This window comes from Marivibrio sp. (assembly GCF_040218065.1).
Classification (GTDB): domain Bacteria; phylum Pseudomonadota; class Alphaproteobacteria; order UBA8366; family Aestuariispiraceae; genus Marivibrio.
Genome location: NZ_JAVJQE010000013.1, coordinates 44,271 through 57,600, shown reverse-complemented (window position 1 = coordinate 57,600; position 13,330 = coordinate 44,271). Strand labels below are relative to the sequence as shown.

Here is a 13,330-nt window from a genome sequence, read left to right as displayed (position 1 = left end):
CCACCGCTCGCGGCGCCCTCAAAGCGCCCGGGCCCGGCGTTGGATGTCTCCGAACAGGGCGAAGATCAACTGGCGCCGGTCCAGGTTCGCCGGCGGGTCGGCCTGTCCCAGGCGATGGAGCGCTTCGTCGCGCATCGCCATCACCGCCTCCAGATCGCCGAGCTTCTGAAAGGCCGCCAGCGCGGCGGCGTCGAGTTCGTCGAGCGGGCTCGGCGGCGCGCCGAGGGCCAGCCCCCGGATCAGGCGCTTAAACCACCAATCGCTCAGATCGACCAGCGCGCCGTAGGCCGCTTCCTTGCCTTTCATCGCGGTTCGATCGGCCAGCGCCGAGACCCGCTCCATATCGGGGTCCTTCGGCCGGGCCAGTACGCCGGCCATCTCCCGGAACAGCGCGAGCCCGCCGGCCGCATGATAGTCAAGCGCCCGGCCGACGGATCCTTCGGCGAGCCGGGCGAGGCCGCCCGCCTCTTCCGCCCCGACCTCTGGGCGATAGCGCCGTATCAGCATCGCCACCGTCTCATCCGGCAGCGCCGCCATCTGCAGCTTGCGGCAGCGCGACCGGATTGTCGGAAGCAACCCGCCGGGAGAGTGACTGAGCAGCAAAAACAGCGCCTTGGAGGGCGGCTCTTCAAGCGCCTTGAGAATCGCGTTGGCCGAAGCCGTGTTGAAGTCGTCGGCCGGATCGACGATCACCACCCGCCAGTCGCTGATCGCCGATGTCTGGTACGTGAAATCAACGACGCGGCGCGTCTGATAGACGTTGATGATGGTCGGGGTCGGCTTGTTGTCCTCGTTCGGCATGCCCCGCGTCAAAACCCGCAAATCCGGATGGCCGCCCGAAGAGACGAGGTGGTAGGTTCGGCTCTCCGGTGAAATGGCGAGGCCGTCGGCCGCGAGCGGCTCCGCGCCGAACAGGCCGGCCCCTCCCCGACCGGCGCCGCCGCTTTCCATCACGAACCGCGCGAGCCGAAAGGCGAAGGTCGCCTTGCCGATTCCCCGCGGACCGCAAATCAGCCAGGCGTGCGGAAACCGGCCGCTGTTCCACGCCTCCAACACCGTACGCTCCGCCGCCTCATGGCCTTCGAGGTGCGGATTGCGGCGCGGATCGAAAGGATCGAGCTCCTCGCTCTCGTCGCTTTTCTTGGCGGCGCGGGCCATCCGGATCAGGCTCCCAGCCCGCTGTCGGGCAATCGGGCGGCGACCGTTTGGCGCACGGACGCCGCAACCGCCGTCTCGGAGCGACCGGCGTCGATCACCGCGCAGCGCTCAGGCTCCTCCGCCGCGATCGCCAGGAAGCCGTCGCGCAAGCGCTGGTGGAATCCCGTCGCCATGCGCTCGAAGCGATCCTCGCCGCCGCGTCGGCCGGCGCGCTTCAAGCCGTCCTCGACCGGCAGATCGAAGATCAGCGTCAAATCCGGCGAGAAGTCGCCCAACACCTCTTGCGCCAGCCGGCGCACCCAATCCCGGCCGAGTCCGTGCGCCTCGCCCTGATAGGCCGAGGTGGAATCGGTAAAGCGATCGCACAGGACCCAGTCGCCGCGCGCGAGCGCCGGCTTTATCAACCGCTCCACATGGTCGCGTCGGGCGGCGAACATCAAGAGCGCCTCGGTCGGCGGATCCCAGCGATCCGGCGCGCCGGAGACGACGAGGGCGCGGATCTCTTCGGCGCCGGGCGAGCCGCCCGGTTCTCTGGTCGTGACGACGGCGCGGCCAGCCGCTTCAAGCGCGGCCGCCAGATGTTTGATTTGCGTCGATTTTCCGGCGCCTTCGCCGCCTTCCAGGGTGATGAAGCGACCCGTCATGATGCGAGGCTTATCGGCTTTCGCCGAAAATCAGATATTCGAGCGCCGCTTGAACGCGCCCGAAGGTTCCCAGCTTTTCGATAGATTGCGCCGCCTTGACCGGCGCGCTGACCGGTTTGAGGCCGGGGGCCTCGACGCGCACTTCGCCGACGGTCTGGCCGGCCTCGATCGGCGCGGCCAAGGGACGGTCGGTGATCAGGGTCACCGTCATGTCGTCGCGCACGTTGCGCCGCAAGGTGACGGAGACGTCGCGATCGATGATCACCGGCACGACGCCGCGCTGACCGAGCCAGGTCGGGATTTCATCGACCACCTCGCCGGCCTGGAACAGATCGTAGGCGCCGAACTCCCGGAAACCCCAATCGATCAGCCGTTCGGCCTCCTGCGCGCGCTCGCGCGCGCTGTCGAGGCCGTTCACCACCATCAGAAGGCGCCGATCCTCGCGCGCGGCGGAAGCGACGAGCCCGTAGCCCGACTCCTCCGTATAGCCGGTTTTCAACCCGTCCGCGCCGACATTGCGATAAAGCAGCGGATTGCGGTTCTGTTGGGTGATCTCATGGTAGGTGTATTCGGTCTGCGAATAGAGGTGATAATACTCGGGAAAGCGCTCAATCAGCGATTCCGCGAGGATCGCGAGGTCGCGCGCCGTCGTGTAGTGCTGCGGATCGGGCCATCCGCTGGCGTTGCGGAACTGGGTGTTCTCCATGCCGATCTCGCGCGCCTTGGCGGTCATTTCCCGCGCGAAGGCCTCCTCCGAGCCGGAGATCCCTTCGGCGACGACGATGGTCGCGTCATTGCCCGATTGAATGATGATGCCGCGCAGGAGGTCCTCGACCTTAACCCGGTCGCCGACCTCGACGAACATCTTCGAGCCGCCCTTGCGCCAGGCTTTTTCACTGACCGTAAACGCGTCGTCGAGCGACAGCGTCCCGTTCTGCAAGCGCTCAAACACCAGATAGGCGGTCATGAGCTTCGTCATGGAGGCGGGATACATCCGCTGGTCGGGGTTGACGCTCAACAGCTCCGTATCGGTGCTGAGATCGACCAACAACGCCTGCCGCGCGCTGGTTTCGAGGGATTGCGCGGCGGCGGGTCCGGACAGGACGAGGGCGGCGGCGAAGAACGCGAGGGCGAGGCGGCGGAGGGTCTGCATCGATCCTTCCCAAAGGCTTCTGAACTGGTCGAACGGCGCGGGCGACGCGCCTGTCAAACTCGCACGGGCCGACCGGTGCGTCCAGCCGCCCGGCGGCGGGGCCGGCGCGCCCGCCCGCACGTCATAGAGCGTCGGAGTGCGGCCGGAATGAGGCGCTTGCCGGGCTTCGGCGCGGCTATTGTCCCGCCCGCCGAGGATCGACGACGATATGGGCGTCGCCAAAGCCCGCGTCCTGAATCGAGGCGAGCAGCATGTCGGCGCGCTCCACGTCCCGGATCGGTCCGAGACGCACCCGGAAGAGCGGCGTGGCGCTGCGGTTGATCTGCTCTATCTGCACCGGTCCGAGCGAGCGCAGCAACGCCTGCGCCTGCACCGCGTTGACGTGCTGCGCGAAGGCGCCGGCCTGGATGAAGATGTCAGGTCGCGGCGCGACGGGCACGATCGTCAGCGACTCCTCGCCGACGGGTCCGTCTTCGATTGCGGCGCGCTCGACCTGCTCGGGCGTCGTCGGACGGCCGCGCATTTCGACCTCGAAACCGCCGCCGGGCGCGCTCGCCACTTCAACGCCGGGCGGCGGCGCCAGCTCCTCGCTGTCGACGTCGGGCGCAGGCGCCGCGGTCGGCGGCGGAGCCTCGCCGGCGCTGGGCGCTGCGGGTCGGACGTCCTGCCCCAAAGCGACGATGGTCGGCCGGGGCCCCTCGCCCTTCATGTAGGCGGCGAGGCGCCGGCTCTCCTCGGCCAACAATTCGACGCGCACGAGCGCGGTCCCCTGTTGTTCGAACCCGAGCAGCTGCGCCGCCCGGCGCGACAGATCGATGATCCGGTTGCGCGCGAAGGGGCCGCGATCGTTGACCTTGACCTTAAGCGACCGGCCGTTCTCGAGATTGGTCACCCGCACGATCGACGGCATCGGCAAAGTGCGATGGGCCGCGGAGACCTTCCATTGATCGAAGACTGCGCCGTTGGCGGTCGGCTTGCCGTGAAAGTTGGGGCCGTACCAGGAGGCGACGCCCTCCTCCACATAGTCAAAATCTTCGCGCGGATAGTACCAGACGCCCTTCACCTGATAGGCGTTGCCGATCTTGTAGTAGTCGCCGTCCCCGGCCGCGTCCGGGTCGGCGGGCCCCTGGACCGGGGAGCCGTCGACAACCTTGGCGGCCTGGGACAGAAACTGAACTTCGGCGCAGCCCGCGAGGGCCAGGGCCGCCGCCCCGGCGAGCGCAAGCCGTCCGATTTTCCACGCGCCCGTCACGAGCCTGTCGCCTCCCCTGGTGCGTCGCCGCAATCACACTGCATGTTGTATAGCAAAAGCCGTACCGCCGCGAAATGCTGTAGCGTTACTCCTGCCCCGCCCGCGCCGCGTCAGCGCCGTAAAGCGTCTCCAGCAGCGACGGCGTCGGGTAGCCGTCCGGCGGCAGGCCGGCCGCCTTCTGATAGGCCTTCACCGCCCCGCGGGTCGCCGGGCCGACCATCCCGTCCGGCTCGCCCGCGTCAAAACCCAGCGCGTTCAGCCGGCGTTGCATCTCCAGCACTTCGTCGCGGCTCATCGCGCGGTCGTTCTCCGGACGGTCGGCCGCCAACGCAGGCAGTCCGACGATCCGGTCCGCCAGATGGCCCACCGCGATCGCATAGTAGGCGGAGCGGTTCCAAACCAGGATGTTTCGGTAGTTCTCATAGACCAGGAAAGCCGGCCCTTTGACCCCTGCGGGGAGCAGCAGCGAGGCTTCCATTCCGGGCACGATCGGCAGGTCCGCTCCGCTCACCCGCCGCACCCCGAGATCCTGCCACGCCTGCAGCGGTTTGCGGATCGCGCTTGAGGCGAGCTCCAGATCGAAGCCGGCCGGCAGACGCACCTCGCGCCCCCAGGTCTCATCCCCGCGCCAGCCGACATTCGACAGATAGTTCGCGGCCGAGCCGAAGACGTCCGGCAGGCTCCCCCAAATGTCCTTGCGCCCGTCGCCGTCCGCATCGATGGCGTGGCCGGTGAAGGTCGACGGCATGAATTGAAGTTGACCCATGGCGCCGGCCCAACTGCCCTTCATCTGCGGCTTGGCGATGTGCCCGGCTTCCAGGATTGACAGCGCGTGCAGCAATTCGCTGCGGAAGAAATCCGCGCGCCGGCGGTCGTGCGCCAGCGTCGTGACCGCGTCGATCACAGGAAAGCCGCCGGTGTAGTCGCCGAAATTCGTCTCGAGCCCCCAGAAGGAGACGAGAAAGCGCGGTTGAACGCCGTATTTGCGCTCCATCTCGCCGAGCAGGGAGGCATGCTCCCGCAGAAGGGCTCGGCCGCGCTCGATACGGGTTTCGGTGACGGCGCGGTCAAGATACTGCCAGAACGTGCGCGTGAATTCCGGTTGGCTGCGATCGTACTCCAGCACCTTGGGCAAGGGCGAGACGCCCTCGAACGCCTTGGCGAGGGTCTCCTCCGAGACGCCCCGACGCTTGGCGTCCGCTTTCAGGTCGGCGAGCCACTCCTCAAACGGCGGCGGCGGCGGCACGTCCGAGGCGCTTGCCGGCCCGGCGATGAGCGCCGCCGCGCAAAGGCACAGCGCCGCCAGTTTGCGGCGCGTCGAACGGCGAAAGGCGGCGGGAGTCGGCGGCGAATTGCGCATGATGGGTCGCAAAGCTCCTCAAGCGTGGCTGGCGCGTCGCCGGCCCCCTCGCCCGGACGCGAATGCAAATCGGTCTTTGCGTACCGATCCTTCGATGCAGCCGCAAGGGAAACCGAAAACCGCGGACAACCAATAGGTTACCCGGCGGGGTTTCGCCGCCGAACGGGCCGCGTCGCGCGGCGATTCGCGCGGATCGCGCCGGCGAGCGCGTCGCGGGCCCGCCGCCCCCGCCAAAAGGCCCCACCATAAGGCGAAGCCTTTTGCCGCCATCCACCATTGAAACTTGCGCCCGCTCAGGTAAGAAACAGGGACGCCCGCCACCATCAGGAGGCCGCCGGCCCATGGCGCGCCAGCCCGCCGACCGCCAGTCAACCGCCGCCGCCGACGGGGCCGACCCCGCCGCGGACCGTCGATTTCAGCTCTATATCGACGAAGGCGGTGAGATCGGCATCGCCAAGGGCGCGACCGGCCCCTGGCTGGGGGCGCCGCCGTCAGAGACGACCGGCCGCAATCTGGTGCACTTCCTGGCTGAGGAATCGCATTTCAGTCTGAGCGACATTCTCTGCTCGGCCGCGCTGCGGCAACCGCTCGAGGAAACGGTCTTATGGGTCAAGAACCGCCGCAGCGGCAAGGTCGCCGGCTGCATCGTTCGGGGCGGCCCGCAGACCTTCAACCAGTATTTCCGGTTGGTGTTCGACCAGCAGCCGTCGATGGAGTACGGACCGCAGTCGAAGAACTCCCGCCAGGGCTTCACGAAGGCGATCGCCGAAGCCGTCGCCGCCCATACGGCCGACGGCGACGCCGAGAAGGATCTTGATCTGACGTTCGTCGATGTCGGCGACGTGCGCGGCCTTGAGGAGACGCACGGGGTCGACGCGCAGACCGTGCGCGGCTTCACCCGTCAGGTGGAGGAGCGTCTTCGGCGCGAAGCGGTGGACGAGACGGTCGGCCGCGTGCGCCCCGGACGCTACGGTGTGGTGCATCGCAAGGACCTCGATCTCGCCGCAGTCCGCGAGGATTTGGAGCGCTACGCCCGCAGCGCCGACCCGCAGGCGCGCGCCCTCGCCGTCGACGCGGCCACCATGACGCTGGAGCACGCGGACCTCTCCCCCGACGCGGTGGAGAGCGCGGTGGACTACGCGCTGGGCGGATTCGAGGAGGCGGGCCTCGACGCGGTCATTTTCGATACGCTGGGCGACAGTCAGACCGCTTATCTCAACGCCAAGCGCTCGCGGTTGCAGATCCTGCAGGAAGGGCTCGCGGCGGAGGCGTTCGAGGCCGTCTTCCGGCCGATCGTCGATCCGCAGGCGATGGAGGCGGATCACCTGTTGGCGGAGTTCCGGATCGAGCTGGACGACGACGGCCTCGGCGCGTCCGAAATTCTTGGGCTGACCGCCGATCGACCCGACCTGCGTCTGAAGGTCGATCAGGCGATCTGCAAGCGCTTGCTGACCGATCCCGCGCTTGAGGACGCGACGGTGGCGGTAGACCTCGCCATTCGCTCCCTGCTGGACGCCGGGCTCGTGCGGATGCTGCTCGATTTCTCGCGTCGAATGGGCGCGCGGCGGCTCATCCTGCGGCTCTCAGGGCTCCAGGAGACCGCAGTGGAGCGCGTGCAGTCGCTGGACACGCTGCGCCGGGCCGGCTTTGGCGTCGCGCTCTACGGGCGCGAGATCGGCCCTGTGACCGAGGAGCGACTGAAGCGCCTGCCGATCGACTTCATCCTGCTGGACCCCAGCTTCGTCGTCGATCTGGAGACGCTGCGTCACGCCGCCCCGTCATTGAACGCGATGACGCAGCGCTGCCTGGCGCATAAGGTGGGCGTGATCTTCGAAGGAGTGATGGAGGCGGCGGCGTTGCGCATCCTCTCGCGGATCAAGGGCGGGCGTGCGGCCGGTCCTTATTTCGGGCAGGCGCGCGGCACGATCGATCGGCTGACGACGCCGTTGCGACGGCGCTGACGCGTCTGTGGGAGACGGTATGGAATTTACGCCGAAAAATCCGCCCCGCACTTTTCGGGTCGGCGCTGACGCGTCGATCGAGATGAAGGATTGCGGTTCGATCGCGCTCAGCCCCGACGATCAAGTCACCTTCACCACCCCGGCCGGCGGCGAGTACGACGTCGCCCGAAAGGCGTGGGGCTTTTACGCCACGCCCAGCCTCAACGGCCGCCTTCCGGCGCATGGGCTGAGGCCGGCCTTGTGCCGCAATCCAGCCGGACAGCTTTATTTGCTGTTAGTGGAGACAGGCTCGGTCGCCGCGTTCGAACGCTATCTGGCCGAACAGAAGATGGAGGTCGTCTGCTGGCTGGATGCGCCCGACGCGGCCGATGCGGCTGAGCGGCTTACTCGTAAGTAAAGCCGATCTTCAAGGTGACCTGATAATGGCCGACCTTGCCGTCTTCGAGATGGCCGCGTGTCTCCACGACCTCGAACCAGCGCATGTTCTTTATCGTCTCGGCGGCCCGCGCGACGGCGTTTTCAATCGCCTTTTCGATGCTGTCGCTGTGCGAGCCGACGACTTCGACGACCTTATAGACATGATCGGACATGAACCCTCCTATTTGCTCTTTGATTGACGGCGTTGCGCGACGCGTCTCACCACGTCGGCGCGTCGTCTTCACCTCGTGGTCGGAGGCCTTGGGGTCAACCCCGCGTCCGCGCCGCAAGCGCTTCCAGCACGGCCAGGGCGCGCTCGCCGTCCGCCGCCGGCACGAAAAGATGATCATGGTGATAGGCCGCGACGACGTTCGCGCTGATCCCGGCTTGCGTCAGCGCGCCGGCGACGGCCGCCGTCAGGCCGATCGCCTCAAGCGAGGAATGGACGCGCAACGTCAGGCGCGCCATCGGTGCGCTGGCCGACCCTACGTCCGCCTCGGGCCAATCGGCCGGCAGGATCAAGGTCCAGCCCTCCGCCTCGCGAAAGCTCATCAAGGCGGCCCGCCGCTCGGCGTCGGGCGGCGTCGCCGAGAAAACGAAGCGATAAAGCGCGGGATCAAGCGACGGCGCGAGTCCGGCCAGCAGACGGGTCAGGTCCCGCTCGCCCTCCCCTTCCCCCTGCGCCCGCACCATCGCTCAGGCGAGCCGCGCGGCGGCCAGCCGCCCGGCGCCCGGGATCGGGTCGTCCAAACCGGCGAGCCGCATCATGTGCCACGCCAGGACTTGATTGCTGCACAAGACCGGGCGACCCAGCGCGCGTTCCGCCGTCTCCAGCACTTCATAGGCGCGTAAATTGGTGCAGCTGGCGAAGACCGCGTCGCAGTCGGCCTCGGCCCCGATCTCCAGAACGGCGTCACGGACGGAGGCCGGGGCGATCCGCGCCACGACGCGCTCCGCCTTCTCGCCGAAACTGGCGACCGCCGGGACCTCGACGCCCGCGGCCCGCAGGCGCCGGATCAGCGCGGCGGACACGTCCGGAACATAGGGGCTGACGATGGCGAGCCGTTCGATCCCGAGCGTCCGACAGGCGGCCTTCAACGCCGTCAGCGGATTGGTCGACGGCACGCCGGGCCACACCCGCTCGAAGAGATCGGCCACCGCCTCCTCTCCCATTACGGCGGACGCGGAGGTGCAGCCGTAGCCGATCGCCCGCAAGTCGGCCGCGTCGGGCAACAGCGCGGCCGCCTCCGGCAGGGTCTCGCGCATTTCGGGCAGGCTCTCCAACGTGACTTCGTCGCGGCAGCGCACCCGGCTTGGATAGACCCGCACATCCTCGAACGGGATCAAGCGGCGAAAGTCCGGATCAACCGTTTCGTCCGACTGCAGCACGATCAAGCCGAGCGCAGCGCGCGCCGGGCGCTCGACCGATTGATAGGCGAGCTGCGGGGTGTCGATTTCCTCGACGATGTCGCTGTCGGCCATCGGCGCCTCCTGCTCTCGGGCGATCGGGCGCGCCTTACGCCGGGATCACCGGCATCTCCTTCGGCGCGCGGCGGGTCAGGCAGACCGGGCCGTCCGCCTCGATCGCGATGTTTTCCTCATGCACCATGACAAGTCCCGGCGCCAAGGTCATCCCCGGTTCGAGGGTCAAGATCATGCCGTCTTCAATCTCCGTCTCGTCCCAGGCGGCGTGCGAGGGCCATTCGGTCAGCTGCATGCCCAGACCGTGTCCCATGCGACCGACGTCGCCCTCGGCGGCGCCGCCGGCCGTCAGCACGCGGTTCATGGCGTGGAAAACGTCGGCGGCGCGTGCGCCGGGACGGGCCGCGTCGAACCCGGCCTCGGTCGCCTCGAACAGAAGGGCGTAAGCGTCTTTCGCCGCCGCATCCGGCGCGCCGAGCGCGAAATTACGGTCAAAATCGCAGAAATAGCCGTCGAAGGTGCAGCCGGTGTCCAGCATAAGTACGTCGCCGGCGCGAAGCGCCCGGTCCCCAGGGGGCGAGATGATGTCGCCGTAACCGCCCGGCCCGGCCCCGCCGACGAGATAGACGACGTCGTCCACGCCCGCCTCAAGACAGGCGATCTTGAAGCGACGGAAGATCTCGCGCTCGCTGACGCCCGGCGCAAGCCAGGCCGGCGCCGCCTCGAACACGCCGGAGACGAGCGCGCAAACATGGGCGATCTTCTCGCGCTCGGCCGGCGACTTGATCATGCGCAGGCGGCGCACGATCCCCGCATCGTCTGAAAATACGTACCCCGGAAGGCGCGCGCGCAGCGCCGAAAAATCGGCGAGCGGCAGGCGCAGATGCGTCTCCGGTCCGTGCGGGAGGCCGATCCGCGCGCGCGGCCCCAGCCTCTCGCGCATGGTTTCCGCCAACAGCGACAATCCCTCGTCAGCCGGCGTCGGCGAGGACCACGTGCGGACGTCCTCAATCCAGGTCCGGGCCATGCATTCGGCCCCGATGCCGGGAATGACGGCCGTCGGCGCGCCGTTTTGGGGGACCAGCAGGAACCACGGCCGCGTCGGGCTCTCCCAGAACCGCGTCAGGAAGCCGCTGAAGTAGCGCACCTCCGGCTCGGTCGTCAGCAGCAGGGCGTCGAGGCCGGACTCGGCCATGCGCGCCTGGGCGCGGGCGGTGCGCGCCTCGAACTCGGCGCGCGCAAAGCCGCGCGGCGGCTCGCTGCGCGCGCCGGCCTTCATGCGAACGCCTCGACGCCGGCCAGGAGATCGGCCTCGGCCGCCGGATCGGCCAGCATCGCCTCGTAAATCGCTCGATCCGTCGCCCCTTCGCAGCCGAAGCACAGCACCCGCGAGGTCGGCCCCAAACCGCAGGCCGCGGCCGCCTCCGGCGCGCGCGCCAACGCGATCAGCGCCAGCAGGCCCGGTACGGCGGATTCGCCGGCGGCGATCGCGCCGCCTCCCGCACGCCCCTCAGCCAACATCTTCATCATCGCGGGCACGCCCTCCTCGCCGATCACCACGAAATCGTCCGCCCCGCGCGAGAGAATATCCCAGGCGAGGTGCGAGGTCTCGCCGCAGGACAGGCCCGCCATCACCGTTTCCTCCGCGATGGCGACGCTCGCGGGCGCGTCCTGTTCGGCGCTGGCGATCAGACAGGCCGCGCGGTCCGGTTCGACCACGATCAGGTGCGGGCGCGCAGGGCCGAAACCAGCCCAGAAGCGGGCCGCCATCGCCGCCGCGACACCTCCGACGCCCGCTTGCACGACCAAATGGGTCGGCGCGCCGACGCCCTCTTCGCGCAAGCGCTCGATCGCCTCCGCGGCCATCACGGTATAACCGGCCATGACAAACCGCGGGAGATCCTTATACCCCTCATAGGAGGTGTCGGAGACGATCGACCAGCCGTTCTCAGACGCCTCCTGCGCGCATTGGCGAACGGACTGATCGTAGTCGCCTTCGACCCGGATCACCTCGGCGCCGAGCGCGGCCAGCGCGGCCTCGCGCCCGGCGCTGACATGGCGGTGGATGTATATGCGGCAGCGCGCGCCGGCCATCTGCGCGCCCCAGGCCACCGAGCGACCGTGGTTGCCGTCGGTTGCGCTGACGACGGTCAGGTCCTTCAGCGCCCGCGCGTGCGTCCCGGCGCGGATTTCGGCCATCGGCGGGCGCGCGCCCGTGGTCTGCTCGACCGTCCGCGCGGCCAGTTCCAACACGGCGTACGAGCCGCCGAGCGCCTTGAAACTGTCGAGGCCGAAGCGCGCGCCTTCGTCCTTGTACCAAAGCGCCGACAGGCCGAGCGCCTTTTGCAGCGCGTCGAGGCGACGCAGCGGCGTCGGCGCATAGCCAGGCCATGTCGCGATTTCGGCGCGCGCCTCCTCCATCATCCGCGGCGATAGGACGGCGGCGCAGGCGTCCGGGTAGCCGCCCCGCAGCGTCTCACGATGCAAATGGCGGCGCAGCGTCGGTTGCTCGGACATTGCGGGCCTCTCCTAGAAACAGGTTGAACGACGCTCAGGATAAAGCGAGGGTAAGGCGGACTTTCGGATAATTACGAGAAAATCGATCCGAATTTCGGATGATTTCAGGAGGAACGTCGGATGAAACCGCTCGACCGGTTCGACCGTCTGATCTTGCACGAGGTGCAGCGCGACGCGCGCCGGACGGCCGACCGGCTTGCAGCCGCCGTGGGATTATCGCCCGCCGCCTGCCAAAAGCGCCTGAAGCGCCTGCGCGATCAAGGCGTCATCGAACGTGAGATCGCCGTCCTGTCCCCCGCCGCGGTCGGGCGGAGTCTGACCGTCATCGTCGAGGTTACGCTGGAGCGCGAGCGCCCCGAATTCCTGGACGCCTTCAAGGCCCGAATGCGCGCGGCCGACGAGGTCATGCAATGTTATTATGTCACCGGCGAAGGCGATTTCGTGTTGATCCTGACGGTTCCCGACATGACCGCCTACGAGGCGTTCACGCGCCGTCATTTCTTCGACGAGGCGAATGTGGCGCGCTTCCGAACCCAGGTTGTCATGGACCGGGTGAAAGTCGGCTTGGCGACGCCCTTGCCAACGGAAATCTGATTGGCGGAGCGAGCCGCGAAAAGCGCGCCCTTGTCGATCGCCCTATCAGCCTACCTCTATAGGGAGATTGTCCCCGCACTAGGGAGCAGCGCTCGCCGATGCCTGACGCCTCGAAGCCCGCAGCCTCTAAGACCGCAGCCTCTAGGACCGCAGCGTCGAAACTCGAAGCCGACGCCGGTTCGCCTGTCGCGCGCCTTAGCGACGCGCGCCTCGCCTACCCCAGCGCGGAGGGCGAGGTCGAGGTGCTGCGCGGCGTCGATTTGGAGATCGCCGCCGGCGAGATCCTGGCGGTCACCGGCCCGTCGGGCTCGGGCAAGAGCTCGCTGATCGCGCTGATCGGCGGGTTGGAGCGGCCGACCGGCGGGCGCGTCGAGGTGCTGGGCCAGGACATGGGCGCGGCCGACGAGACGACCCGCACGCGCCTGCGCCGACGGGACATCGGCGTCGTCTTTCAGGCCTACCATCTGGTCCCTGCGATGACGGCGCTGCAGAACGTGGCGCTGCCGCTGATTCTGGCCGGCGTGGCGGACGCGCGCGATCAGGCCGCCGCCATGCTCGAGCGGGTAGGCCTCGGTCACCGCCTTTCGCATCGGCCGACGGCGCTCTCCGGCGGCGAGCAGCAGCGCACCGCCATCGCGCGGGCCTTCATCGCCGAGCCGCGCCTCGTTCTCGCCGACGAGCCGACCGGCAACCTCGACCAGGAGACCGGCGCCGCGATCTCCGAGACCATGTTCGATCTGTGCCGATCGACCGGCGCGGCGATGCTTCTGGTCACCCACGATCCGGATCTGGCCGGGCGTTGCGATCGACGGCTTGCGATCGACGCCGGCCGGATCAAGAGCTGACGCGGCG

At 68.4% G+C, this 13,330-nt stretch carries 14 protein-coding genes; 4 read left to right on the top strand and 10 right to left on the bottom strand.

Annotation, left to right across the window (positions count from 1 at the left end):
* Positions 1–18: 18 nt before the first annotated feature.
* From RIB45_RS12265 to RIB45_RS12245, 5 genes are all read right to left on the bottom strand, one after another.
* Complete coding sequence (locus tag RIB45_RS12265) at positions 19–1,158, bottom strand: DNA polymerase III subunit delta' (protein WP_350050579.1); 1,140 nt, start codon at positions 1,156–1,158, stop codon at positions 19–21.
* Between the two features lie 5 nt (positions 1,159–1,163).
* Positions 1,164–1,802 carry a dTMP kinase gene (gene tmk, locus RIB45_RS12260; protein ID WP_350050578.1) on the bottom strand — a complete coding sequence of 213 codons (639 nt, stop codon included), beginning with the start codon at positions 1,800–1,802 and terminating at the stop codon, positions 1,164–1,166.
* A gap of 10 nt (positions 1,803–1,812) precedes the next feature.
* Entirely contained in the window at positions 1,813–2,955 is a 1,143-nt protein-coding gene (locus RIB45_RS12255) for a D-alanyl-D-alanine carboxypeptidase family protein (protein ID WP_350050576.1), read from the bottom strand.
* A gap of 175 nt (positions 2,956–3,130) precedes the next feature.
* Positions 3,131–4,207: a septal ring lytic transglycosylase RlpA family protein gene (locus RIB45_RS12250; protein WP_350050575.1), complete on the bottom strand. Its 1,077-nt coding sequence runs from the start codon at positions 4,205–4,207 to the stop codon at positions 3,131–3,133.
* A gap of 85 nt (positions 4,208–4,292) precedes the next feature.
* Complete coding sequence (locus RIB45_RS12245) at positions 4,293–5,567, bottom strand: lytic murein transglycosylase (RefSeq protein WP_350050574.1); 1,275 nt, start codon at positions 5,565–5,567, stop codon at positions 4,293–4,295.
* Positions 5,568–5,908: 341 nt separating this feature from the next.
* Between RIB45_RS12245 and RIB45_RS12240 the strand changes: the two genes are divergently transcribed.
* Both RIB45_RS12240 and RIB45_RS12235 read left to right on the top strand, forming a co-directional pair.
* Positions 5,909–7,528 (top strand): EAL domain-containing protein, encoded by a 1,620-nt coding sequence (locus RIB45_RS12240; RefSeq protein ID WP_350050573.1) that lies wholly within the window; start codon positions 5,909–5,911, stop codon positions 7,526–7,528.
* 19 nt (positions 7,529–7,547) lie between these two features.
* Positions 7,548–7,925: a hypothetical protein gene (locus RIB45_RS12235; RefSeq protein WP_350050572.1), complete on the top strand. Its 378-nt coding sequence runs from the start codon at positions 7,548–7,550 to the stop codon at positions 7,923–7,925.
* Here the strand turns inward: RIB45_RS12235 and RIB45_RS12230 are convergent.
* The 5 genes from RIB45_RS12230 to RIB45_RS12210 form a co-directional block, all read right to left on the bottom strand.
* On the bottom strand, positions 7,912–8,118 hold the full coding sequence (locus RIB45_RS12230; protein ID WP_350050571.1) for a dodecin: 207 nt from the start codon (positions 8,116–8,118) through the stop codon (positions 7,912–7,914). The genes RIB45_RS12235 and RIB45_RS12230 overlap by 14 nt on opposite strands.
* 94 nt (positions 8,119–8,212) lie before the next feature.
* The gene (locus RIB45_RS12225) at positions 8,213–8,638 is read right to left on the bottom strand and encodes an ACT domain-containing protein (protein ID WP_350050570.1); all 426 of its coding nucleotides are present in this window, start codon (positions 8,636–8,638) and stop codon (positions 8,213–8,215) included.
* 3 nt (positions 8,639–8,641) lie between these two features.
* Positions 8,642–9,427 carry a maleate cis-trans isomerase family protein gene (locus tag RIB45_RS12220; RefSeq protein WP_350050569.1) on the bottom strand — a complete coding sequence of 262 codons (786 nt, stop codon included), beginning with the start codon at positions 9,425–9,427 and terminating at the stop codon, positions 8,642–8,644.
* A 34-nt stretch (positions 9,428–9,461) separates the two neighbouring features.
* Positions 9,462–10,646 carry a M24 family metallopeptidase gene (locus RIB45_RS12215; protein WP_350050568.1) on the bottom strand — a complete coding sequence of 395 codons (1,185 nt, stop codon included), beginning with the start codon at positions 10,644–10,646 and terminating at the stop codon, positions 9,462–9,464.
* Positions 10,643–11,884, bottom strand: a complete 1,242-nt coding sequence (locus RIB45_RS12210) for a diaminopropionate ammonia-lyase (RefSeq protein WP_350050567.1) — start codon at positions 11,882–11,884, stop codon at positions 10,643–10,645. The genes RIB45_RS12215 and RIB45_RS12210 overlap by 4 nt, the downstream gene beginning before the upstream one ends.
* A gap of 120 nt (positions 11,885–12,004) precedes the next feature.
* Between RIB45_RS12210 and RIB45_RS12205 the strand changes: the two genes are divergently transcribed.
* Positions 12,005–12,478, top strand: a complete 474-nt coding sequence (locus RIB45_RS12205; protein ID WP_350050565.1) for an Lrp/AsnC family transcriptional regulator — start codon at positions 12,005–12,007, stop codon at positions 12,476–12,478.
* Positions 12,479–12,576: 98 nt separating this feature from the next.
* Positions 12,577–13,323: an ABC transporter ATP-binding protein gene (locus tag RIB45_RS12200; protein WP_350050564.1), complete on the top strand. Its 747-nt coding sequence runs from the start codon at positions 12,577–12,579 to the stop codon at positions 13,321–13,323.
* The last annotated feature ends 7 nt before the right edge of the window (positions 13,324–13,330 follow it).